Genomic DNA, 23256 nt, shown 5'->3' with positions numbered 1-23256 from the left:
GAATATTATCTTCGTGAAAAGCTAAAAGCTATATGAAGACTGCCAGTAAGAAAGTGATTAATGGCTGGGCCATGTACGACTGGGCTAATTCCGTGTACAACCTCGTTATCACCACTACTTTTTTCCCTATCTATTTTTTAGCGGTTACAGGCGAACATGTTTCCTTTCTCGGGATGAACTTTGTAAACTCCGCACTGTACAATTATTCTATGGCAGCCGCTTACCTGCTGGTAGCCCTTGCCTCTCCTATCCTGTCGTCTATTGCGGATACCAGGGGTAATAAAAAGAATTTCCTGCGCTTCTTTACCATACTGGGGGCACTTTCCTGCTGCGCCCTCTACTTTTTCGACGGGGATCATCTCCTGCTGGGCGTGATTTGCTTTATCCTTTCTACGATCGGGTATTGCGGTGGGCTCGTATTTTACAACTCCTACCTGCCTGAAATTGCAGCGCCGGAAGACCGGGACCGTATCAGCGCCCGGGGTTACAGCATGGGCTATGTAGGCAGCGTGATTTTACAACTGCTGGGGTTTTGGCCTGGTGGTATTGGGTCCCAAAATGGGCATGGGTAAAAGTCAGCCGGTGCAGCTTACCTTCCTGCTGGTAGGTATCTGGTGGTTTGGCTTTGCACAGATCACCTTTGCCCGCCTACCCAAAAGCACCGCGGTCACCAAACACACAGTTAACGCATTCACAGAAGGATTTACGGAATTACGAAAAGTATATGCCCAGGTAAAACAACTGCCGGTGCTGAAAAGATTCCTGCGTGGATTTTTCTTTTACAGTATGGGGGTACAAACCGTGATGATGGCCGCCACCATCTTTGGTGGCAAGGTGCTGAAGCTTCCGGATGAAATGCTGATCGTTACCGTGGTGATTATCCAGATTGTGGCTATTGCCGGTGCATGGAGCATGGCCAGGCTTTCCACAAGGTTTGGTAATTTACGTGTATTGATTGCCGTTGTCATATTCTGGATAGGCATCTGTATTGCCGGTTACAAAATGCAAACGGCTATGCATTTTTATTTACTGGCCACTGCGGTAGGATTGGTAATGGGCGGTATCCAATCCCTCAGCCGGTCTACTTATGCCAAGCTGATGCCCGAAACAGAGGACACTACGTCCTTCTTCAGCTATTATGATGTTACTGAAAAACTGTCCATAGTAATTGGTATGTTTTCGTTTGCCTATATAGATGATCTCACGGAAGACATGCGGAATTCCGTGCTGGCACTGGTGGTATTTTTTGTGATCGGACTGATATGGATCATTTCCGCATTGCGCAAACAAAAGCAGCTATCGCAGAATTAGGTATCTTTCAAAATAGAACTATCCAACAAAATTCAAGGATAATGAAATTATACACCATAGAAACAGGATTCTTTAAACTGGATGGCGGCGCGATGTTTGGCGTAGTGCCTAAAACCATCTGGAATAAACTGAATCCGGCAGATGAAAACAATTTATGCAGCTGGGCCATGCGTTGCCTGCTGATCGAAGACGGCAACCGCCTCATCCTGGTAGACAACGGCATTGGCGATAAGCAGGATGCAAAATTCTTTAGTCATTATTATCTGCACGGAGATGCGACCCTGGATAAATCGTTGGCGGCACATGGTTTCCACCGGGATGATATCACCGATATGTTCCTCACCCACCTGCACTTCGATCACTGTGGCGGCAGTATTATCCGCCAGGGCGAACAGCTGGCGCCTGCTTTTAAAAATGCGACCTACTGGAGTAATGAAGATCACTGGAAATGGGCTACACAACCCAACGACCGGGAGAAGGCATCTTTCCTGAAAGAGAATATCCTTCCCATCCAGGAAAGCGGTCAACTGAAATTTATTAATCATCTTGAAGGCGTCAACTTCACTGATAACATTTCCATCCGGTTTGCCAACGGGCACACCGATGCCATGATGCTGCCGCAGATCAGCTATAAGGGCAAAACCATTATATACATGGCCGACCTGTTGCCATCCACTGGTCATATACCACTCCCCTATGTAATGGCGTATGACATGTTTCCACTGAAAACATTGCAGGAAAAGAAGAGCTTTCTACAGGAGGCTGCAGATAAAGAATACATCCTTTACTTCGAGCACGACCCGGTAAATGAATGCTGTGTGTTGCAACAAACCGAAAAAGGCATCCGTGCAGGTGAAACTTTTTCACTCAGCAGTATTTAAATTACTGTCAGTCTGTCACAATTATGGCTGCTGCATTATATTTGATAGCAATCCTGTATGGCTATACACATAACAACAGATAATAAATTGAAAAAACTGATCGTTGTGGGCGACCGCGTGCTGATAAAGCCAGCTACACCCCACGAGCGCACCAGCAGTGGATTATACCTGCCTCCCGGGGTTCAGGAAAAAGAAAAGGTTCAACGCGGCTATGTTATTAAAACGGGGCCGGGGTATGCTATACCTGTGCCTGTGGACAATGACGAGGCCTGGAAGCCTGAAGAAGAGAAAGTAAAATATATTCCGTTACAGGTGAAAGAAGGCGACCTGGCTATTTTCCTGGTCAGTGGTTCCACCGCGGTAGTGTACGAGGAAGAAACCTATTATATCGTACCACAGGCTGCTATCCTGATGCTGGAAAGAGAAGAAGATCTGTAGATCATCTTCTGTTATCTTATAAATAAAAAAATCTGCTAACGAATAGCAGATTTTTTTTTGTCTATCATGTATGAAAAAGCAATCTATTCTTTGTATTCCAGTATATCGCCCGGCTGGCATTCCAGTACCCGGCAGATCTCTTCCAGTGTGGAAAACCGGATGGCCTTTGCTTTGCCACTTTTTAGTATACTGAGATTTGCCATCGTAATACCCACCTGTACACTCAGCTCCGTCAGCGACATCTTCCTTTTTGCCAGCATCACGTCCAGATTGACGATTATCCCCATTGTATATTGTTATTTAGATCATTAAATGGTCAACGCCTGTTCTTCCTTCAGGCTCACCGCCCTTTCGAAAACGATGGCCAGCGCCAGGATCACCATGAAAGCCATCAGCAGTTCCCAGGAAGCGCCCAATACGCTCAGCAGCCGGAAATAAAGCCGGTTGTTGTACACCTTTATGCTGTCGCCCGCTATCCAGGCAAAAACGATTTTAGTGAGCAGCAGTCCCGATAATACCAGCAGGATCCCTTTTACCGCGCTAAGATTTTTACGGGAGATAATATCTTCACTCCCGGCGCCGATCAATAACCTGAAAAGATACCAGGTCATTACCAGGTACAATAAACCCAGTATGGTATTTTGAAGAACGGCTGCTTTTAAACCGGGGGTATCAGGACTGAAACGTGATTGAAAAAAAGCAACACCATTAAAGATCGTGATGTAAACACTGATCAATACAGAAATGAGCAGCACGATTTTCAACGGGAGAAGATACTTACTGATTTTCATGTTACGCCCTGTTTAATACCTCAAAGGTATTTTCATTTTATCGAAAATCAAAATAATTTTATCGTTTATCAATAATTAATGATCGATAATCGGTATGTACAGACGGATAATAATTTGAAGCTCAACCGCTTGTTGCTTTTTATTATCTTCATAAAAAAAATTACGTCATGCCCAATCAGGATGCATTTCTGGAATATATTAAAAGCGGCTATACTTTTAAAGGCGAGCATTTCAAGCTGGGATGTGCCATGCTGAACGGCGAAGTAGTAACCGGGGCGGATGTTTTCCTGCCACTCAAAACACTTAACCGTCATGGTTTGATTGCCGGCGCCACCGGTACCGGTAAAACCAAAACGCTGCAGGTGATCGCCGAAGGACTCAGCGATGCCAGCGTGCCGGTATTGTTGATGGACATCAAAGGAGATCTGAGCGGCATTGCAGCCGCCGGCAGCGACAACCCGAAAATTGCGGAGCGTTATCAGAAAATAGGTGGCAGCTGGAGTGCAGCGGCCTATCCATCAGAACTGTTATCCCTCAGCCAGGAAAAGGGCGTGCGCTTACGGGCTACCGTCAGCGAGTTTGGTCCCATCCTCCTGTCGAAGATCCTGGAACTGAACGATACGCAGGCTGGCCTTGTAGCCATGCTTTTCAAATATTGCGATGATAACAAACTGCCTTTACTGGATCTGAAAGACTTTAAAAAAGTATTGCAATTTGCCGGCGATGAAGGCAAAGTAGCGCTGGAAAAGGATTACGGAAAGATATCCACTACCTCGACAGGCACGATCCTGCGCAAAGTGATTGAACTGGAGCAACAGGGCGCTGCATTGTTTTTTGGAGAGAAATCTTTTGAAGTAGATGACCTGATGCGCATCAGCGACGATGGCCGCGGTATCATATCCATACTGCGCGTAAATGATATACAGGATCGTCCGAAACTGTTTTCTACCTTCATGCTCAGCCTGCTGGCAGAATTATACGCGACCCTTCCGGAAGAAGGCGACCTGGATAAACCCAAGCTGGTGATGTTCATTGATGAAGCACATCTTATTTTCAATGAAGCCAGCGACGCCTTGCTGAAACAGATAGACACCATCATTAAACTGATCCGTTCAAAAGGCGTCGGCATTTTCTTCTGTACCCAAAACCCGATGGATGTACCTCCTTCCGTGCTGGGACAACTGGGTCTTAAAGTACAACATGCCCTGCGCGCCTTTACCGCCAACGACCGCAAAACAATCAAGCAAACGGCGGAGAACTACCCGTTATCAGATTTCTATAAAACAGATGAGTTGCTAACCCAGATAGGTATTGGTGAAGCGCTCATTACCTGCCTGAATGAAAAAGGTGTTCCTACCCCGTTAGCCGCTACCATGCTGGTATCTCCACGGTCACGTATGGATGTATTAACATCGGCGGAAATTGACGGACTGGTGAACAATTCTAAACTGGTAAAGAAATACGGGCAGGAAATTGACAGCGAAAGCGCGTATGAAATCCTCACCGCCAAGCTGCAGGAAGCCGCCGAGAAAACAGCTGCTACTGAAGCTGCGCCAAAATCTTCCGGGAAACAAAAACAGGAAAAAGGCGTTCTTGAGCAGGTGATGGATAGCTCTGTAGCGCGGCAGGTGGGTCGTACCGCTGCCAACATCATCACCCGTAGCCTACTGGGCGCATTGGGCCTGGGTGGAAAAAGCAGTAAAAGTAAAAGCTGGTTTTAATTATGCAACGACAGCCACGCTGTCAGTTTACATCAATATATCAAAAGTATGAGTAGAATTATTAAAACGGGCGTATGCTCGTACGGCATGTCTGGACAGATATTTCATGCCCCGTTCCTGCACGTAAACCCGGGATTTGAATTTACAGCGGTAGTAGAAAGAAGTAAAAACCTGGCGCAGCAACGCTATCCTAACGTTAAAGTATATACGAGCGTAGAGGATATGCTGGCAGACAAAGACCTGGAACTGATCGTAGTAAACACTCCTAACTACACGCACTTCGACTTTGTAAAAGCAGCACTGGAGGCAGGAAAGAATGTGATTGTGGAAAAGCCTTTCACCGTACACGCCAAAGAGGGTGAAACACTTGCAGCCTTAGCGGCCGAGAAAGGTTTATTGCTCAGTGTTTACCACAACCGCCGGTACGACAGCGACTATAAAGTAGTAAGAGAGGTATTGCAGTCCGGTCAGCTGGGTGATGTACTGGAAGCAGAAATACACTACGACCGCTTCAAGGAAGAGCTGAGTTATAAAAAACATAAAGAACTGGGAGGCCCCGGCACCGGCGCTTTGTACGACCTGGGTTCACACCTGATCGATCAGGCCATTACCTTGTTTGGCATGCCCAAACGCATCTGGGCAGACATCCGCGTGATCCGCCGCGACTCCATTGTAGACGATTATTTTGAACTGGTACTTTACTATGATCATCTGCGGGCGCGTGTAAAATGCAACTACCTGGTACGCGAAGCCCTGCCAGCCTACCAGCTGCATGGCCGTATCGGCTCCTTTATCAAAACAAAATCTGATATACAGGAAGCGCAGCTGCAAAGAGGGCTTTTCCCCAACAGCCCCGACTGGGGCGCCGAACAGCCGCATGAATGGGGCCTGCTCCACACGGAAATTGATGGCAAAGTAGTAAAGAAATATGTTCCCGGTGGAAGCGGCAACTATATGGACTACTACCAGGGCATCTACGAAGCCTTAGTAAATAAAGCTGCCAACCCGGTACCACCGCAGGACGCCATTAAAGTGATCAAAGTAATCGAAGCTGCTTTCGAGAGCAGTAAGGAGGGCAGGGTGATTGATCTTTAACGCGGAGTTTGTCTTACTCGCTGATTACGCTGATTATACTGATTACTTTGATTTTACTTTTTGGATTTTCAAAGGATTTGGGGAGATATAAGCGATTAACTGGGATTGAGCACATTGATTTTAAAAAAGGTTTGGGGAGATACAAGCGGTTACATTCGCTTATATCTCCCCAAATCTTTTTAAAAATCATATAAAAATCCAAAAAGTAAAATCAAAGTAATCAGTATAATCAGCGAGTAAGACAAACTCCGCTCTCACCGTGCGCAAGATAGCCGCCCCGCCTCATCCCGCACCACGATGCCTTCTTCGTTCAGGAACTGGAGGACTTCCATCAGGTCGCTTCTTTTTACATCGGGTAGTTTGGTTTGCAGCATGTTAAACAGCAGTGGTTCTTCTTTCAGCATGGTGATAACGTGGTCGGATATACGCTTGAATCCGGCGGCGTCCATAGGCTGTGATTTCTTTTTTAAGCAGATGTCGCATACGCCGCACGGAGTGGCATCCTTTTCGCCGAAATAGGCTACCAGTTGCTGCGTACGGCACATATCACGGTTACGTACATACGCAAACATGGCGGCGAGCCTGTCCGCATAAACTTTCTTGCGTACTTCCACCCTGGCCATATTGATGCGCAGGTTTTGTGAGGATACCCGTTCCTGGAGGAAACACAGCTGGGGTTCGTCGCGGCGGGGCTGATAATGCAGGATGCCGTATTGGTGCAGCTGGTGCAGCTGTGCGGCAATATCATCATCTTCCATCAGCATGATGCGGCCTATCTGCCGTTCGTAAATGGGTACGGCATTATCGAAGATCCCTTCGTAGGTACGCAATAAAGTTTTGATAATTTCTTCCAATGCAGGATACGCATTTTCAAACTCGTACAGTGATTCTTTATTGGTAACGAATTCCGCCCGGGAAGGGAGGAATACGCTTTCGCTGAGCTGCAGCACGCCTTCCTGTTCCAGCACGCGCACCGCGCTGTAGGCAATGGTGAGGTTCAGGTGGAAGGTGCGGGCAAAATCGTTGATGTCAAAATCGAAGTACATGCCTTCCGCGCTGCCTACCGGCACCTGGAGGTAGTTAACAATGCCCTGGTATACTTCACGGATCTGCTCCAGCGAGGGAAACTGCAACGCAATCCGTTCATGCATATCCGTTAGTTCCTCTTCGTTATAGAGCAACACGGCATATGCTTTCTGTTCGTCCCTGCCGGCGCGGCCTGCCTCCTGGTAGTAGGCTTCCAGTCCGTCGGGCATATCGTAATGCACTACTATGCGTACATCCGGTTTATCGATTCCCATGCCGAAGGCATTGGTACAAACCATGATGCGTGTTTCATTATTGATCCAGGCTTCCTGCCGGGCCGCCCTTTCTGCCTGTGGTAAACCGGCATGGTAATAACTGGCAGGGATGCCCTGTAGTTCCAGCAGGGAAGCAATTTCCTTGGTGCGTTTACGGTTACGGCAATAAACGATGCCGCAGCCGGGTACGCGGTCCAGTATATGTTTTACCTTATCAATTTTGGTAGATTCTTCCAGCACGCTATAAGAAAGGTTGGAGCGGGCAAAGCTTTTTGTAAAAACTTTGGCGTCCTTCATCAGCAGTTTCTCACAGATATCCGTTTGTACCCTTGGTGTAGCCGAGGCCGTGAGTGCCAGTACCGGCGCTTCCGGGAAGAAGCTGCGGATATCTGCGATCTGCAGGTATGCCGGACGGAAATCGTATCCCCACTGCGAGATGCAATGCGCCTCATCAATCGCCAGCAGGCTTACCGGGAGGCCATCACAATAGGTTTGAAAAAGTTTGCTTTGTAATCTTTCGGGAGATACATATAAAAACTTGCATCCACCGCGGCGGGCGGCTTCCAGGACCCTTTCCACCTCCTGGTAAGGCATACCGGAATAGATGGAGTATGCAGTGATCCCTCTTTTTTTGAGATTGGCCACCTGGTCTTTCATCAACGCAATGAGCGGAGTGATGACCAGGCATAGCCCTGGCTTCATCATGGCCGGCACCTGAAAACAAATGGACTTACCACCACCTGTGGGCAGCAGGGCCAGTGTATCCTGTCCTTCCAGTACAGCATTCACGATATCTTCCTGTAACGGGCGAAACTGTTCGTATCCCCAGTATTGCTGTAATATGGCTACGGGCGTACTCAAATAAAAATTTAATGGTTAGTGCGAAGATACGCGATTAGAGCGGATTTTGTCTTACTCACTGATTACGCTGATTATACTGATTACTTTGATTTTATCTTTTGGATTTTGAAAGGATTTTAAAGGATTTGCGAAGATATAAGCGAATGGTATACCCGCTTATATCTTCACAAATCATTAAAAATCCAAAAAGTAAAATCAAAGTAATCAGTATAATCAGCGTAATCAGTGAGTAAGACAACATTCGCTTAGATCACGTTTTTGTAGCGCAGGCGTATAGAGTTTACTGCCAGCACCACATCGGAGAGGCCCATTATGCCGGCGCCTACGATGGGATTGAGGAATCCGAGGGCGGCTACCGGTATCGCCACTACGTTATAGATGAATGCCCAGAAAAGATTCTGTTTGATGGTGAGATAGGTATGTTTTCCCAGTCCCAGCGCCAGTGGCAGCGAGCCTAGGTTGTTATTGAGCAATACTACGTTAGCGCTTTGCATGGCTACCTGGGTGGCATCGCTGAGAGAGATACCGATGGTAGCTTTAGCCAGTGCAGGCGCATCATTGATACCGTCGCCCACCATAGCGGTGGGGGCGGTTTTCATGAGGGCATCTATCTTTTGTAATTTTTGTTCGGGCGACTGCTCCGCGTACACTTCCGTAATACCCAGTTTGGCGGCGAGTTCCCGGCACTTGCGGGTAGTGTCGCCACTTAGTAAGATGGATTTGATACCGGATTGCTGCAGTTGTATAATTACCTGTGCGGCTTCTGGTCTTATTTCATCTGTAAAATCGATCCATCCTGCCAGCAGGCCGTTTTTCAGGAGATACAGGTTATGGCTGTCATCTTCTGTAATACCATTTGTCATGCGGAAAGAGCCTAACTGCCACTGGTTACCTGCTTTATCGCTGGCACGCATGCCAAGACCCTTGTGTTCGCGGACCTGCTGCAGCGGCACTTCTCCGGCAGATTTCCAGAGCGAAGCAATAGAGCGGGCAATGGGATGGGAAGAATATTTTTCCAGGCTGTATACTATCTGTTTAAAATCTTCTTCCGGCATATCAAAAAAGCGGTATTCGCCCAATTGTAATTTACCGGTGGTGAGGGTACCTGTTTTATCAAATACTACCTGCCTGATATCCTTAAACATTTCCAGGGTGTGACCTCCTTTGATCAGGATACCGTTGCGTGCGGCGCGTCCCAGTCCTACCATCACGGCGGCGGGTGTGGCCAGGCCCATAGCGCAGGGGCAGGAAATAACCAATACGGCTACACTGCGCATCATGGCAGTGGCCAGCGTGGTATGCCCTATAAAATACCATCCAAGGAAGGTAACCAGGGCTATGCCGAGTACCAGTGGCACAAATATGGCGCTGATGCGGTCGGCCAGTTTCTGCATCGGCGGTTTGTCCGACTGCGCCTGTTTTACCAGTTCTATGATATAGGACAACACGGTGTCTTTACCGGTGGCCGTGATATATACTTTGATGCTGCCGTCTTCCAGTATGGTACCGCCAATTACTTTGTCCTTTTCTTTTTTGCTGACAGGCGCGCTTTCGCCGGTGATCATGGCTTCGTTGGCATGGCCGCTGCCCCAGTAGATGGTACCGTCCATGGGTATTTTATCACCTGTATTCACCAGTACGCAGTCGCCCGTACGCAGGGTACGGTTATCCACTTCATGGATATGTTCGTGGCCGTGATCGGTGTTAATAAGCCGGGCTGTAGTGACCTGCATGCGTGCCAGTTCGGCAATCGCGGAAGTGGTTTGTTTCACGGACCTTTCCTCCAGCATATTTCCCAGGAATACCAGGGTGATAATGGCTGCCGTAGTTTCGTAGAACATATAATCGGGGTTGCCGTACACAACGGTTCCTACAAAACTGTATGCGAAGGCTGCGGTGGCGCCGATCGATACCAGCACGTCCATATTGGCCATGCGGTTGATGACGGAACGCATCGCGCTACGGCCGAAGTGCCACATTCCCACGAGGTATACTGGCAGCGTAAGCCAGAACTGTACCCAGGGATGGTGTAACCACGACCAGCTGACCCACATATGCAGGAGCAGGGGCAACGTAAATATGAGACAAAAAACAAATTTGAATGTAAGGGTGGTATATATTTTCTTTTCTGCGGGTTTGTCTTCCGGCAACACTACGCGATATCCCATTTGGGTAATACCGTTGAGTATTTCCGTTGAGTTGGCGCCTTCCGGTGCGTTGAAACTAACTTCTTCCGTGGCAAAGCTGACGTTAACGTCCTGCATTCCCTTTTTCTCCAGGTATTTGGAAACGCCGAGTGCACAACTGGTGCAATGCATTCCTTCCACCTTGCAATTAATGGCTGTCATCTGACATCTTTCCTCCTGCATACAAAGTTAGCAGCGGATGAAATAGGCAGGTAAAATATTAATGCAACGAAGCGGCAGAAGTGCCGTACGGGTAGCCCGAAACAGGCCGGACAAGGGCCTTACCCGATTTTTGACGCAGTGCTGCAACTTTTGCAAAATCTGGTGACAATCGCTTTTGCTTTCCGCTTTCTCCTTATTTTTGGGGATGCAATGGACATTTACGCTGGATCAACTGCCGGAAACAGCCCGGCAGTTCTGGGATCATTTCACCGGTAAACAGGTTTTTCACCCTTAAAGGCCCGATGGGGGCCGGGAAAACTACCCTGGTAAAGGCTTTATGCGCCGCCAAAGGCGTGCAGGATGCTACTGCCAGCCCTACGTTTTCAATCATAAATGAATATGCCTACACCGACGCAGCGGGAACACCCCGCCGCATTTTCCACCTGGACCTGTACCGGCTCCGGGATGAAGACGACGCCATCAGCGCCGGCGTGGAAGACACACTTTACCAGGATGCCATTTGTTTTGTGGAGTGGCCGGAAATAATAGCGCATATGCTACCACCGGATACCATTCACCTCCAGCTGGAGGTACAACCGGATCAAAAAAGGGTCCTGCGCGAAATCGCTTCATCTCTCAAATGATGTATCTTTGGATACTTCGATTTAAAAAAACTGAACACGCATATGGAGCAGAGGCAAAAACCTGTAGTAAGTGCTGGGTTTACCTATTCACCGCTGGAAGAAACGTTGGATATTCCGCAGAAAAATTCCCGTTTGTTTATAGGTATCCCGAAAGAAACATCTTTCCAGGAAAACCGGATTGCCCTTACGCCCGATGCAGTCAGCATTCTAGCGGCACACGGACATCACATAGTGGTAGAGCATAAAGCCGGCGACGGGTCGCATTATTATGACACCGACTATTCGGAAGCCGGGGCGGAAATTGTATACGACAAAAAGGAGGTCTTTAAAGCAGAGATCATTGTAAAATCCGCACCGCTGAACGATGAAGAGATAGAGCTGCTGCACCCGCACCAGATCGTTATTTCTCCCATCCACCTGGCTGCCCTGAAAGCGCCACAGGTAGAAAAAATGATGGATAAGCGTATTACGCTGTTATCTTTTGAGAACCTGAAAGACGATGCAGGCACCTACCCTATTGTAAGGGCCATGAGCGAAATTGCCGGGGGCGCCTGTATGCTGATTGCGGGACAGTACCTGAGCAACGACAACAAAGGAAAAGGTATCCTCCTGGGAGGTATTACCGGCATTCCTCCTACGAAAGTAGTGATCATAGGCGCTGGTATCGTGGGTGAGTTTGCAGCCCGTACGGCACTCGCATTGGGATCTTCCGTAAAAGTATTTGATAATAACATTTATAAGCTGAAAAGGCTGCAGAACAATATCGGGGTACGTGTATTCACCTCCGTTATCCAGCCTAAAGTGCTGGCAGAGCAGCTGCGCAATGCCGATGTAGCAGTAGGCGCATTGTCGTCACAAAGCGGGCGGACGCCGATTGTTGTCAGCGAATCGATGGTGAGCAACATGAAAGCGGGTTCCGTTATTGTGGATGTGAGCATCGACCGGGGCGGCTGTTTTGAAACCTCGGAAATCACTACACACGAAAACCCGGTATTTAAAAAGTACGATGTGGTACATTACTGCGTACCCAATATTCCATCCGGTTTTGCCCGCACCGCCTCTGAGGCCATCAGCAATGTGCTGATGCCCTTACTCGTGGAAGCTGCCGACGACGGCGGATTCGAAAACCTTGTATGGATTAAACGCGGTGTACGTAACGGCATCTATCTTTATAAAGGCGCATTAACGAACTACCACCTGAGCGAAAAGTTCAAGCTTAAATACACCGATTTGGAGTTATTGCTGGCGGTAAAAGGATAGAGCGGATTTTGTCTTTCTCGCTGATTACGCTGATTATACTGATTTTTTTGATTTTTACTTTTGGATTTTATAAAGGATTAAGGGAGATAAAAGCGGATATTCGCTCTTATCTCCCTTAATTATTATTAATCAAAAAATCAGTATAATCAGCGTAATCAGCGAGAAAGACAACATCCGCTCTACACTTCGAGTTGGTAGCCCATCAATATGGCCGCTATGATGATAATGCCCACCACGATGCGATAGTATCCCCACATTTTAAATCCGTACTTTTTTACCGCCCCTATAAAGAATTTGATGGCGCCCAGGGCTACTACAAAGGCCACGATGTTGCCGATTAGCAGGAGCTTCAGGTTTTCGGGATGCGCGGTTAACAACTCCCGTCCTTTCAGCAGTTTGTAGCCGGTGGCTGCTGCCATGGTAGGTACTGCCAGGAAAAAAGAGAATTCGGCTGCTACACTGCGGGACAGCTTTTGCTGCATACCACCGATGATAGAGGCGGCACTGCGGCTGGTGCCGGGAATAAGCGCCAGGCACTGGTAAAAACCTATGCGTAAAGCGGTAAAAACGTCTATTTTTTCTTCTGTGGTAATAGTGGGTTCTTTAAAATAGTCGTCTACAAACAGGAGGATGATACCACCTACCAGCAGCGTAATTCCTACTGTTAGCGGGCTTTCCAGCATGGCATCGATCTTGTCGCTGAAGAGGAAACCGAGGATCAGCGCCGGAATTACGGCGACGGCCAGTTTCAGGTAAAAGCTAAACCGGTTTTTATCAAATACCAGGAACTTTCTCCAATAAAATACCACCACTGCCAGGATCGCTCCCAGCTGGATCACTACTTCGAATAACTTGGTAAATTCGTCTTTACCAATACCCAGCAGCGCGCTCACAATGATCATATGCCCGGTGGAGGAAACCGGCAGAAACTCCGTTAGGCCTTCCACGATGGCAATAATGATAGCCTGAAAAACATTCATCGAATTTAATATGGTTAAAAGTTAAAAAAAAAGCGATGAGGGATCATCGCTGTTAAAATACTTTTATAGAAGCAATTATGCCTTTGGTTTCGGACGGTGCATAATAGCATATACTTCTATCACCAGGCCCAGTACAATAACGATAGGCGCCAGGGTGATTCTGCGGAAGCTATATACCTGTTCCGGTTTGAAGCTGTTGGGATCGCTGGAATCTCCTCCCATCATGAAGAGGAAGCCCAGGATAATCACCACAATACCAGCCAGCATAAATTTGTAGTTTTCTTTTGGGAAAATAGGGCGGCTGTCGGCTAATGTGTTTTCTGCCTCCTTATTTAAAGCTGTTTTAGCCATAGTGTTTGGTATTATATCTTCGTTAAAGATTTAAAGTTAATACAGATCGTCCAGTTTCAGGCGCAGGTATTTCATTACGGAGCGGTGTGTGCTCACCAGGGAAATACTGATCCCGATGAGGATCATGCCTATAAAGAGGAACGCTATCATCAGGTTATCACGCAATCCTGCCAGTTCCGGCAATAATTTATCGGATACTGACATAATACCGATCAGGCCTGCGATGGCGATTACCGCGGCGATAGCGCCATTGGCAATGCTGCGAAGGTCAAAGGGCTTGGCAATAAACCAGCGGGTAGCTCCCACCATTTGCATGGTTTTGATCAGGAACCGGTTGCTGAACATGGCCAAACGAATGGTATTGTCGATCAGGAAAATCACCACCAGGCATAATAATCCGCTGATGATCAGGATAATTAATCCAATCCTGTTAACGTTTTCGTTCAGTTTGCTCACCAGCATACGTTGATAGGATATTTCCCTTACGATGCTTTGCTGTGACAGGTTATTTTCAATGATCTTCAAACTATCATTGTTTACATAATTGGCGTTTGCCTTTATGTTAATGCTGCTGTACAGCGGGTTATATTGCAGAAGGGTGATAAAGTCCTCCCCGAAATCCTTTTTGAACCGCTGTGCCGCCATATCTTTCGACACATATTCAATTGACTTAATATATGGCCTGTGTGCCATTGAATCGCGCAGGGCCGTGGCCTGTGCTTCTTTCACGTTATCCCGGAGGATGACCTGTATTTCTATGCTTTCCTTAAAATACACACTCAGCTTGTTAGCATGTATTACCACCAGACCCAATGTGCCCAGTAAAAACAATACCAGTGCTACACCAATGATGGAGTACAGGTAGGATGGTTTCGACTTCTTTGCTGATGATTTCCCGGATTGCGCCATTAATCTGCAGTTTATCGGCGAAAATAATAAAAATTAGTAGTTATGTGTTTAATTTTGCCAACCCGGTCAGGTAATAGACCCTTTCCGGCCAATAGAATGGCAATATATAGAGATGTTGGGGAATGACATTGGAGTATTAATGAATTTAACATTATTTTGCTGAACAGGCATTATAGCAACTTTTTAAATTATAACTGATAACGCCTTAATGACCGGACGTATTGTTTATATCCGGACAATTAAGGTTCATCTACAACAGATATGGAATACAATTTCAGGGCAATCGAAAAAAAATGGCAGCAACAATGGGAGCAATCGCATGCTTACCGTGTGAGCAATAACAGTCCAAAGCCCAAATGTTATGTACTGGACATGTTCCCCTATCCTTCCGGGGCTGGTTTACACGTAGGCCACCCGCTGGGATACATTGCAACGGACATCTACTCCCGCTATAAAAGACTAAAAGGCTTTAATGTACTCCATGCCATGGGGTACGATGCATTCGGCTTGCCAACAGAACAATATGCCCTCGAAACAGGTCAGCATCCCGCAGTAACCACCGAACAGAATATCAAGGCTTTCCGTGAACAACTGGATAACATCGGCTTTTGCTACGACTGGGACCGCCAGGTAACTACCAGCGATCCCTCCTACTATAAATGGACGCAGTGGATTTTCCTGCAGATCTTTGAAAGCTGGTACAACCGCAGCACAAAGAAAGCAGAACCCATCACTTCCCTGGTAGCTATTTTTGAGAAAGAAGGTAACGCCGGTCATATCTGCCCCGGCGACCGGAGTATACAATTCACGGCGGCCAACTGGAAAAGCTATAGTGAGCCGGAACAGCGCAACATATTGATGCAGTATCGCCTCGCCTACCTGGCGCATGCGGAAGTTAACTGGTGCGCAGCACTGGGCACCGTACTCGCCAACGACGAAGTAGTGAACGGCGTAAGTGAACGCGGCGGTTACCCTGTAGTAAAGAAGAAGATGAGCCAGTGGTTCCTGCGTATCACCGAATACGCTAACCGTCTCCTGGAAGGACTGGAAACAGTATCCTTCAGCGATGCCATGAAAGAAATGCAGCGCAACTGGATCGGCAAAAGCCAGGGAGCCGAAATTAAGTTCGCCCTGAAAAACTCCACCGAACATGTGGAGGTATATACCACCCGCCCCGATACCATCTTCGGCGTGGACTTCATGGTGATAGCGCCTGAACATGAGCTGGTATCCCGGATCACCACCCCGGATCAGCAAGCTGAAATTGATAAGTACCTCGAATACGTGCAAAGCCGCTCCGAGCGGGAGCGCATGGCCGATGTAAAACAAATTACCGGCTGCTTTACCGGCGCCTACGCCATCAACCCGTTTGATGGCCGCGAAATACCGGTGTGGATTGCGGAATACGTACTGGCCGGCTATGGTACCGGCGCCATTATGGCGGTCCCCTGCGGCGATCAACGCGACTTTGGCTTTGCCAAACATTTCAATATCCCTATCACCAACATCATTGGCGACGCCTTCAACGGGCAGGAAGCCAATCCAACCAAAGAAGCCAAACTGCAAAACAGCGGCTTCCTCAATGGCATGGACATGAAACCTGCTATGGATGTGGTGATCACCAAACTGGAAGAACTGGGTATCGGTAAACGCCAGATCAATTATAAAATGCGTGACGCCGGCTTTAGTCGTCAGCGCTACTGGGGCGAGCCTTTCCCGATCATTTATAAAAACGGTATTCCTTACGCGATGGACGAAAAAGACCTGCCGCTGGAATTACCGCATGTGGAAAACTATAAACCCGGTGAAGAAGGTGAAGGCCCGCTGGCCAACATCACCGATTGGGTGAACGTAGCCCCCGGCGTAAAGCGCGAAACCAACACCATGCCCGGCTATGCCGGCAGCAGCTGGTATTTCCTGCGCTATATGGATCCACATAATAACACCACCTTTGCAGACCGTAAAGCCACCGATTACTGGAACCAGGTAGATGTGTATGTAGGCGGCACCGAACATGCCGTAGGACACCTGCTCTACTCCCGCATGTGGACGAAAGTGCTGTACGACCTGGGACATATCGGTTTTGATGAGCCGTTTAAATCGCTGATTAACCAGGGGATGATTCAGGGCTCATCCCGCTTCGTATATCGTATTCATGGAACAAATGAATTTGTTTCTGCAGGCTTAAAAGACAATTATCAAACCGACAGACTTCATGTAGATGTGAGTTTCGTTGATGGAGTAATATTAGATACAGAAGCCTTCAGTAAATGGAAACCTGATTATCATGCTGCCACCTTCATTCTCGAAGACGGACAGTACATCTGTGGAGCGGAAGTAGAGAAAATGAGCAAAAGCAAGTACAACACCGTTAATCCAAACCAATTGGTGGAAAAATACGGCGCTGATACTTTCCGTATGTACGAAATGTTCCTGGGACCAGTAGAGCAATCCAAACCCTGGGATACCAAAGGTATTGAAGGCGTACACCGCTTCCTGAAAAAACTGTGGCGCCTGTTTGCCGATGAGCAAAAAGGCATCCTGGTAAATGAACAACCAGCTACGCCGGAAGAACTGAAAATATTGCATAAAACGATCCAGAAAATAGATCACGATACATCCAGCTTCTCCTACAATACAGCTGTAAGCCAGTTTATGATCTGCGTAAATGAACTCGCTACCCTGCGTTGTCACAAACGCAGCATCCTGGAACCATTGCTGATCCTGCTCACCCCCTATGCACCTCACCTGTGTGAAGAACTGTGGCAGTATATAGGCAATAATGAAAGCATTCTGAATGCACTTTACCCGGTGTATGAAGAACAATACACAAAAGAAAGCGCTTTCAATTACCCTATTGCGATCAACGGTAAAACCCGCTCTGAAATGGGCTTCTCACTGGACGCCGCTATTCCTGACATCGAAAAAGAAGTACTGGCCAGCGAAGTAGTGCAGAAATGGCTGGAAGGGAAGGCGCCTAAAAAAGTGATTATCGTAAAAGGGAAGATGATCAATGTGGTGATATAATGCCGCGCGGAGGTTGTCTTTCTCAGGATTACGCTGATTTAATGGATTAGACCTTTTGTGATTTGCGGAGATCGGAGCGGAGGTCGTCTTGGACGCTGATTACGCTGATTTTATTGATTAGCTTTTTGGGATTTGGGAAGATAAGAGCGGAGGTCGTCTTGGACGCTGATTACGCTGATTTTACTGATTAATCTTTTTGTGATTTTGGGAGATTGATGGAGGAGTTGGGGATGAATAAAGATTACTTAAAGATTGACCGGGAAATACTTCGTTCATACTTAGCATATGCTTAATACATGCAGATGACCCGGAGGTGATGTGGAAGTGACGTGGACTTGAATCTAAGATCGTTTATCACAGGGCGTTACAGACGAAAAAGTGCAGGGTGTTTAGACGCGGCACTTCCTTATTAATGAAATGTATACCCGATATAGTGTGAGCGGCATTTAATAGCAATAGCTTATTAAATGCCGCTCAACTTTTTTAATTATTTAAGGAATACTGTTGGTAAGAGCTGCTGAATTTCACGGAATTTTCCAAAAATTCAATGAAAAGCCAAATTTAAATCAATTTTCAATAGAGAATATCAGCTACTGAATTAAAATCCGGCCAATGCACTCATCTCCAAAAATCCCAAAAATTAATCAGTAAAATCAGCGTAATCAGCGTCCAAGACAACCTCCTTACCGTATACTCAACCCGCTTAAAATAATCCCACACGTGGACAACCCCACCAGCAAAATAATCCCCGACGATAATAATAATACTTTCCCTATGTGGTTCTTATTAGCAATGATCAGTATCAGTCCGATTATAAAATAACCCCCTACCAAAAACATTGCTATCAGTCCCGCAGCAATGATCCCTTCATCGCCGGCTACGCACATCAGCAGGAAAATGCCCAGTGGTATCAGGGTAAACAAGAGTACATCTTTGAAAAATTTATTCATATACAATTATTTAAACAATAGGAATAAAGGTCCGTTCTTCCTGGAGTTGTTTTAAATAGGCTTCTTTATCATCACGGTAAAAAAGGTTCATGGTTTCAAATGGGATAATGCGGCCATCTTTATGCACAATATGCACGCACGATTTTTTAATGGCGCGCACATCAAAATCATAAGCATCGAGGAAGCGCATGATCACAATGCGGAACAGGTTCGTATAGTCGAGACCGGGAGCCTGTACCTGTGGCAGGCAGCAAAGCAGCGACTGCATATCATTTACCGCAGCATCGGTGGAGATGCCGGTACTGAATATTTTCAGGATGTGCTGATGCAGTCTTTCGTCCTGTTCATACACGATGGTGTTTTTTGAATTATTCAGCAGCACAGCAGGATCCACGTAGCGGGTGAGCGGGTATACCTGTCCTTCTATTTTGAGGGCATAGGCCATTGCTAAAGCGTCCGGGTTGCAGGGAACGGGAATAATGTCGTGATCGTTCCAGATGGGTGATTGCTCCAGGATACGTTGCCGCACTTCTGTAAGGGTAATACGATCCGTAGCGGGATCGAAGCCATCGGTGCGGCCGGCCACCTGTACCGGCTGAAACGTAACACCGCGAACGCAGGGTTGTTTCAGGGCATAGTCGATGATAGCGCCCATTTCTTCTTCATTCACGCCGCGTTGCAGGGTTACTACTAAGGTAGTACTTAGATTTACTTCATTAAGATTTTCCAGCGCCTGTTTTCTCACATCGGTCAGATCCTTTCCCCGCATACGTTCCAGCGCTTCCGGCTTAAAGCTGTCGAACTGAAGATATACCTCAAAATCCGGCATGTAGGTAGCAAGGCGTGCGGTGAATTCTTTATCTTTTGCAATGCGCACACCATTGGTGTTGATCATGAGATGCCGGATCGGCTTTGTTTTGGCGATATCCAGTATTTCGAAGAACTGCGGATGGATAGTAGGTTCTCCCCCGCTGAGTTGCACTACATCGGGCTGACCTTCGTTTTCCACGATGATATCCAGCATCTGCTCTATTTCTTCCAGGGTACGGTGCCGGCCATAGTGCGGTGACGACATGGCGTAACACGTGGGGCAGGTAAGATTGCAGCGGTCTGTTACTTCAATGACGCTCAGGCAGGAATGCTGCTCATGATCTTTACAGAGGCCGCAATCATAAGGACAGCCATAGTGTGTGCTGGTATTGGTTTTAAGCGGCGCTTCAGATGGTTTGTTATAGTTGCGGGTATTTTTGTAATAGTCGATGTCGGTAGCGATTAACACCTTTTCTTTTCCATGATGCGGGCAATGCTTGATCATGAAAACCTTTTCATCTTCAAATATCACCTTCGCGTCTACACGGCGCAAACAGGTACTGCAGATGCTGAGTGTAAAATCGTAGTAGGTGTAATTTTTTTCAGGCATATTGTTTTTGTGTTAGTCGTGACGGAAAAATAATCACCGGTGAATAATAGAGTAACCCGGCCAAACAGGCCAGCTGTATAGATCCCAGCCCGAAAGCGAAGCGATATCCTGGTTTGATAAAATCCAGCCCGAAACGGAACAGCAGGTAGGCAATCATGAAAAGTTTAAACCGTGCGCCGTTTGCCAGGGAATAGCGGCGGCTGATGCCGGCTAACATTTGCCATAATAATATTAAAAAAACAATTTCATAGAGAGATACCGGGTGCCGGGGAATGCCATCGCCCAGATCCATGCCCCAGGGCAATGAAGTGGGCAGCCCATAGGTTTCTTCATAAATACCCATCGTAAAACAACCTATACGGCCTATGATCATGGCCAGTATCAGCGGATAAACAAACAGGTCGCCGGTAGAATCTTTTTCGCCGATCACCTTCTTGATCAGTTCTACTCCGGCAAGACCTCCCAGCAGTCCTCCCACGATGGTTTTATTCTGATAGATATAAAACAGCAGGTTATGGGCATGATACAGCCCCGGCGGGTTCTCCAGCGCCCCTAACAGCCGGCTGCCGAACAAAGCGCCGAAAATGGCGCCTATAATGGCCCAGAGACGGTTACTGCTTTCTATCCGGTCGCCCTGCTGCTTCCGCAGGTATAAAAAATACCGGAAGCCAATAAACATACCCAGGGTTTCCATTACTGCGTGCAGCGGAAAATGTAAGGAAAACAAATTGATATAAACGGGGAACTGCAAAGGACCAGCATTATTTAATACACAAATTAATATTTATATTTAGACGAAAGTCAAGCACTACAAAATATGTTACAGGAGGTATTAAAGAAATATCAGTCCACCTTTAAGCCGGTTATTCCGCTTCTGGGAGATCATGAGCCCCTGCTGGTAATGGATTTCACCGCCAATAACACGACCCTCACCAAAAACATACTGCAGGACATTAACCGCTTCAGCCGGTATATCGACAATACGCTGGAACAAAGTGGCTGCCGGCTGGGAATTGGCGGCTATGCAGAGCATCGTACTATTTATGCGGTAAGTCCTCATTTTGACGCCGGGGAAGAACCACGCCGGCTGCACCTTGGCATCGACGTATGGGGAGAAACGGGCACCCGGCTGTATGCCCCTATGAATGCGCATGTACATAGCTTCCGTTTTAATGATCATTTCGGTGATTATGGCGCCACCATCATTTTGCAGCACCAGCTGGACGGATATACCTTTTACACGCTGTACGGTCATCTCAGCATTTCCAACCTGCAGGGGTTGTATGAAAATATGCCCATCACTGCCGGTCAGGCGCTGGCCCATTTCGGCACACCTGCCGAAAACGGCGGATGGCCGCCACATCTGCATTTCCAGGTAATTGAAGATATGCAGGGTTTCCGCGGCGATTATCCCGGCGTATGCCGCTACAGCGAAAAAGAGAAATACCTACAAAACTGCCCCGACCCCGATATAATCCTCCAGCTCAACCAGTACACCCATTAAATAAAAAAGGCTGCCGGCAATATACCGGCAACCTGATGGTAATGGTTGGTTTTAATATCTTACTTTGAATTCTGTATCAGCCCTTCGCCATACGCCATCGCATTCAGCGAAAACGGCATAATCCATAAATGGGAATCAGGCGTAATGGAATAGGTTTTATCACCTTCCTGCTTCGTGATGGTGGCCCTGAATTGCGGATCGTTGTTAAACCTGCGCAAATCAAGATATACCAGCCCGGTGCCCCTGTATTCACACTTCAGCTCCCTGCGGATCAGCGCAATGGCGCCAGCCAGGTCAGTGGCAGTTACATCTGCATAAAACTCCGGCAGGATCCGTTTACGGCGCACGGTATTTAGTACGTTCATGGCTTCTGCAATTTTCCCGGCACGGGCCAGGCATTCAGCCTTTACATAGTACATTTCCGGCGTGCGAAGCCCTGCGGCATTTACATCATCCCTTCTGCGGTAGGTCCAGATGGTTTCCAAACCAAGGGCCCGCTTTGTGAAATTAACTTTAAACCGGGCGTCTCCTTTATCATACTGCGCTGAATCGGATTCCCGCAGCATAGAAATATACATGCCCTGTACCTGCATATAAGAGCTGCCGTAGTGAAAGTTATAATTCTCCGGGTTCCTGAATTCATACTTCGGGATATTGATAGAAGGGCTCGTACCATCTGCCAATACTTTATTCTCGTTATAATAATTCACATAGTCAAACAGTTCGCTGTTCTGTTTTAAGGCTTCCTCCGCAAAGGAAGCGGCGGAGGCATAGTCTTTCATAAATAAATGTATCCTCGACAGCAATGCGTACCCCGCGCCTTTACCTGAGAAGTAAGGATTGTCCGGACGTACAGGCAAATAAGGCATCGCCGCATTCAGATCTTTCAGGATAAATTCATACATCTCTTTTACCGATACCTGTTTCATGGATGCTTCCATATTATCCGATGTATTCAGGAATACGCCCGGATCCGTGGCGGCAGTGGCCGGATCATACATTTTAGCATAGCTGGTGATCAGGTAGAAGTACAACATACTTCTGCCTACCCTCGCCTGCGCTATTAAACGGTCTTTATCCGCCTGGGTACCGGTAGTGGCGTTCTGTACATTATTCACCAGCACATTATAAATAAAGATGCCGGTGTAGGCACCATTATACCCTGCATCATCAGAAGTATATTGCAACCGGTCCTGGGTTTCCTGCCAGTTGAAATTAATACTGGTTAAATTAAGCGTAGCCTGCCCGTTGGCGATTAAATAGAAATCATTGGCTACCTGGTTCTGATTATCGTAATCGAAAGAATGCGCTTTGGCATTTTCCACCAATGCTTTGTAATCTTCAAAACTCTGCGGGATCTTTTGTCCCTTCGGCACAATCTCCAGGTACTTCTTACAACTGATCGTTCCGGTAATCACCAATCCGCATAATATAAAATGAATGATCCTTTTCATATACAAATCT

21 protein-coding genes are annotated in these 23256 nt (G+C 47.2%); 10 read left to right on the top strand and 11 right to left on the bottom strand.

Annotated features, from left to right (window positions below; genetic code table 11):
- Positions 1–32: 32 nt before the first annotated feature.
- From QFZ48_RS13730 to QFZ48_RS13715, 4 genes are read left to right on the top strand one after another with little or no spacing between them, the layout of a single operon-like run.
- Complete coding sequence (locus QFZ48_RS13730) at positions 33–572, top strand: MFS transporter (RefSeq protein WP_429062647.1); 540 nt, start codon at positions 33–35, stop codon at positions 570–572.
- Positions 565–1311 carry an MFS transporter gene (locus QFZ48_RS13725; RefSeq protein ID WP_429062645.1) on the top strand — a complete coding sequence of 249 codons (747 nt, stop codon included), beginning with the start codon at positions 565–567 and terminating at the stop codon, positions 1309–1311. Before QFZ48_RS13730 ends, QFZ48_RS13725 begins: the two co-directional genes overlap by 8 nt.
- 41 nt (positions 1312–1352) lie before the next feature.
- Positions 1353–2192, top strand: coding sequence for an MBL fold metallo-hydrolase (locus QFZ48_RS13720; protein WP_370913373.1), 840 nt, complete (start codon positions 1353–1355; stop codon positions 2190–2192).
- A 57-nt stretch (positions 2193–2249) separates the two neighbouring features.
- On the top strand, positions 2250–2630 hold the full coding sequence (locus QFZ48_RS13715; RefSeq protein WP_429042122.1) for a co-chaperone GroES: 381 nt from the start codon (positions 2250–2252) through the stop codon (positions 2628–2630).
- A gap of 83 nt (positions 2631–2713) precedes the next feature.
- Here QFZ48_RS13715 and QFZ48_RS13710 read toward each other — a convergent pair whose 3' ends face one another.
- Entirely contained in the window at positions 2714–2917 is a 204-nt protein-coding gene (locus tag QFZ48_RS13710) for a helix-turn-helix domain-containing protein (protein WP_079473561.1), read from the bottom strand.
- Between the two features lie 21 nt (positions 2918–2938).
- Positions 2939–3421 (bottom strand): DUF2975 domain-containing protein, encoded by a 483-nt coding sequence (locus tag QFZ48_RS13705; protein WP_370913375.1) that lies wholly within the window; start codon positions 3419–3421, stop codon positions 2939–2941.
- 167 nt (positions 3422–3588) lie between these two features.
- Between QFZ48_RS13705 and QFZ48_RS13700 the strand changes: the two genes are divergently transcribed.
- Together QFZ48_RS13700 and QFZ48_RS13695 are read left to right on the top strand one after the other, a co-directional pair.
- Positions 3589–5142: a helicase HerA-like domain-containing protein gene (locus QFZ48_RS13700; RefSeq protein WP_429062643.1), complete on the top strand. Its 1554-nt coding sequence runs from the start codon at positions 3589–3591 to the stop codon at positions 5140–5142.
- A gap of 48 nt (positions 5143–5190) precedes the next feature.
- Complete coding sequence (locus QFZ48_RS13695) at positions 5191–6237, top strand: Gfo/Idh/MocA family oxidoreductase (protein ID WP_429042126.1); 1047 nt, start codon at positions 5191–5193, stop codon at positions 6235–6237.
- Positions 6238–6491: 254 nt separating this feature from the next.
- Here QFZ48_RS13695 and QFZ48_RS13690 read toward each other — a convergent pair whose 3' ends face one another.
- Together QFZ48_RS13690 and QFZ48_RS13685 are read right to left on the bottom strand one after the other, a co-directional pair.
- Positions 6492–8399, bottom strand: coding sequence for a RecQ family ATP-dependent DNA helicase (locus QFZ48_RS13690; protein WP_429062641.1), 1908 nt, complete (start codon positions 8397–8399; stop codon positions 6492–6494).
- 245 nt (positions 8400–8644) lie between these two features.
- A complete protein-coding gene (locus tag QFZ48_RS13685; protein ID WP_429042130.1) occupies positions 8645–10747 on the bottom strand; it encodes a heavy metal translocating P-type ATPase in 2103 nt (700 codons plus the stop codon).
- 227 nt (positions 10748–10974) lie between these two features.
- On the opposite strand from QFZ48_RS13685, the gene tsaE reads away from it, so the two are divergent.
- Together tsaE and QFZ48_RS13675 are read left to right on the top strand one after the other, a co-directional pair.
- Complete coding sequence (tsaE, locus tag QFZ48_RS13680) at positions 10975–11391, top strand: tRNA (adenosine(37)-N6)-threonylcarbamoyltransferase complex ATPase subunit type 1 TsaE (RefSeq protein WP_429065500.1); 417 nt, start codon at positions 10975–10977, stop codon at positions 11389–11391.
- A 42-nt stretch (positions 11392–11433) separates the two neighbouring features.
- Complete coding sequence (locus QFZ48_RS13675) at positions 11434–12651, top strand: alanine dehydrogenase (protein WP_079473555.1); 1218 nt, start codon at positions 11434–11436, stop codon at positions 12649–12651.
- Positions 12652–12830: 179 nt separating this feature from the next.
- Here QFZ48_RS13675 and QFZ48_RS13670 read toward each other — a convergent pair whose 3' ends face one another.
- From QFZ48_RS13670 to QFZ48_RS13660, 3 genes are all read right to left on the bottom strand, one after another.
- Positions 12831–13631 carry an undecaprenyl-diphosphate phosphatase gene (locus QFZ48_RS13670; RefSeq protein WP_429042134.1) on the bottom strand — a complete coding sequence of 267 codons (801 nt, stop codon included), beginning with the start codon at positions 13629–13631 and terminating at the stop codon, positions 12831–12833.
- A 75-nt stretch (positions 13632–13706) separates the two neighbouring features.
- Entirely contained in the window at positions 13707–13982 is a 276-nt protein-coding gene (locus tag QFZ48_RS13665) for a DUF3098 domain-containing protein (protein WP_079473553.1), read from the bottom strand.
- Positions 13983–14018: 36 nt separating this feature from the next.
- On the bottom strand, positions 14019–14891 hold the full coding sequence (locus QFZ48_RS13660; protein WP_429042136.1) for a cell division protein FtsX: 873 nt from the start codon (positions 14889–14891) through the stop codon (positions 14019–14021).
- A gap of 261 nt (positions 14892–15152) precedes the next feature.
- Here QFZ48_RS13660 and leuS point away from each other — a divergent pair, with 261 nt between their 5' ends.
- Positions 15153–17918 carry a leucine--tRNA ligase gene (gene leuS / locus QFZ48_RS13655; RefSeq protein WP_429062639.1) on the top strand — a complete coding sequence of 922 codons (2766 nt, stop codon included), beginning with the start codon at positions 15153–15155 and terminating at the stop codon, positions 17916–17918.
- Between the two features lie 683 nt (positions 17919–18601).
- On the opposite strand, the gene QFZ48_RS13650 is transcribed toward leuS, so the two are convergent.
- Genes QFZ48_RS13650 through QFZ48_RS13640 form a run of 3 tightly spaced genes read right to left on the bottom strand, consistent with a single transcriptional unit; the run spans position 18602 to position 21039 of the window.
- Positions 18602–18868 (bottom strand): hypothetical protein, encoded by a 267-nt coding sequence (locus tag QFZ48_RS13650; protein WP_370913385.1) that lies wholly within the window; start codon positions 18866–18868, stop codon positions 18602–18604.
- Positions 18869–18878: 10 nt separating this feature from the next.
- A complete protein-coding gene (locus QFZ48_RS13645) occupies positions 18879–20288 on the bottom strand; it encodes a radical SAM protein (protein ID WP_429062637.1) in 1410 nt (469 codons plus the stop codon).
- Positions 20281–21039: a prolipoprotein diacylglyceryl transferase gene (locus QFZ48_RS13640; RefSeq protein WP_429062635.1), complete on the bottom strand. Its 759-nt coding sequence runs from the start codon at positions 21037–21039 to the stop codon at positions 20281–20283. The genes QFZ48_RS13645 and QFZ48_RS13640 overlap by 8 nt, the downstream gene beginning before the upstream one ends.
- A gap of 66 nt (positions 21040–21105) precedes the next feature.
- On the opposite strand from QFZ48_RS13640, the gene QFZ48_RS13635 reads away from it, so the two are divergent.
- Positions 21106–21792 (top strand): peptidoglycan DD-metalloendopeptidase family protein, encoded by a 687-nt coding sequence (locus tag QFZ48_RS13635; protein ID WP_429042143.1) that lies wholly within the window; start codon positions 21106–21108, stop codon positions 21790–21792.
- Positions 21793–21851: 59 nt separating this feature from the next.
- Here the strand turns inward: QFZ48_RS13635 and QFZ48_RS13630 are convergent, their stop codons facing one another.
- A complete protein-coding gene (locus QFZ48_RS13630; protein ID WP_429062634.1) occupies positions 21852–23246 on the bottom strand; it encodes a RagB/SusD family nutrient uptake outer membrane protein in 1395 nt (464 codons plus the stop codon).
- Positions 23247–23256 lie beyond the last annotated feature (10 nt).

Source organism: Chitinophaga sp. W2I13, from assembly GCF_050434005.1.
Lineage (GTDB): Bacteria > Bacteroidota > Bacteroidia > Chitinophagales > Chitinophagaceae > Chitinophaga.
This window is presented reverse-complemented; position numbering and strand designations above follow the sequence as displayed.

Bases quoted from the DNA above. Each gene is read 5' to 3' on its own strand.
- QFZ48_RS13730 (WP_429062647.1), top strand. From the start codon at position 33: ATGAAGACTGCCAGTAAGAAAGTGATTAATGGCTGGGCCATGTACGAC.
- QFZ48_RS13725 (WP_429062645.1), top strand. From the start codon at position 565: ATGGGTAAAAGTCAGCCGGTGCAGCTTACCTTCCTGCTGGTAGGTATC.
- QFZ48_RS13720 (WP_370913373.1), top strand. From the start codon at position 1,353: ATGAAATTATACACCATAGAAACAGGATTCTTTAAACTGGATGGCGGC.
- QFZ48_RS13715 (WP_429042122.1), top strand. From the start codon at position 2,250: ATGGCTATACACATAACAACAGATAATAAATTGAAAAAACTGATCGTT.
- QFZ48_RS13710 (WP_079473561.1), bottom strand. From the start codon at position 2,917: ATGGGGATAATCGTCAATCTGGACGTGATGCTGGCAAAAAGGAAGATG.
- QFZ48_RS13705 (WP_370913375.1), bottom strand. From the start codon at position 3,421: ATGAAAATCAGTAAGTATCTTCTCCCGTTGAAAATCGTGCTGCTCATT.
- QFZ48_RS13700 (WP_429062643.1), top strand. From the start codon at position 3,589: ATGCCCAATCAGGATGCATTTCTGGAATATATTAAAAGCGGCTATACT.
- QFZ48_RS13695 (WP_429042126.1), top strand. From the start codon at position 5,191: ATGAGTAGAATTATTAAAACGGGCGTATGCTCGTACGGCATGTCTGGA.
- QFZ48_RS13685 (WP_429042130.1), bottom strand. From the start codon at position 10,747: ATGACAGCCATTAATTGCAAGGTGGAAGGAATGCATTGCACCAGTTGT.
- QFZ48_RS13675 (WP_079473555.1), top strand. From the start codon at position 11,434: ATGGAGCAGAGGCAAAAACCTGTAGTAAGTGCTGGGTTTACCTATTCA.
- QFZ48_RS13670 (WP_429042134.1), bottom strand. From the start codon at position 13,631: ATGAATGTTTTTCAGGCTATCATTATTGCCATCGTGGAAGGCCTAACG.
- QFZ48_RS13665 (WP_079473553.1), bottom strand. From the start codon at position 13,982: ATGGCTAAAACAGCTTTAAATAAGGAGGCAGAAAACACATTAGCCGAC.
- QFZ48_RS13660 (WP_429042136.1), bottom strand. From the start codon at position 14,891: ATGGCGCAATCCGGGAAATCATCAGCAAAGAAGTCGAAACCATCCTAC.
- leuS (WP_429062639.1), top strand. From the start codon at position 15,153: ATGGAATACAATTTCAGGGCAATCGAAAAAAAATGGCAGCAACAATGG.
- QFZ48_RS13650 (WP_370913385.1), bottom strand. From the start codon at position 18,868: ATGAATAAATTTTTCAAAGATGTACTCTTGTTTACCCTGATACCACTG.
- QFZ48_RS13645 (WP_429062637.1), bottom strand. From the start codon at position 20,288: ATGCCTGAAAAAAATTACACCTACTACGATTTTACACTCAGCATCTGC.
- QFZ48_RS13635 (WP_429042143.1), top strand. From the start codon at position 21,106: ATGTTACAGGAGGTATTAAAGAAATATCAGTCCACCTTTAAGCCGGTT.
- QFZ48_RS13630 (WP_429062634.1), bottom strand. From the start codon at position 23,246: ATGAAAAGGATCATTCATTTTATATTATGCGGATTGGTGATTACCGGA.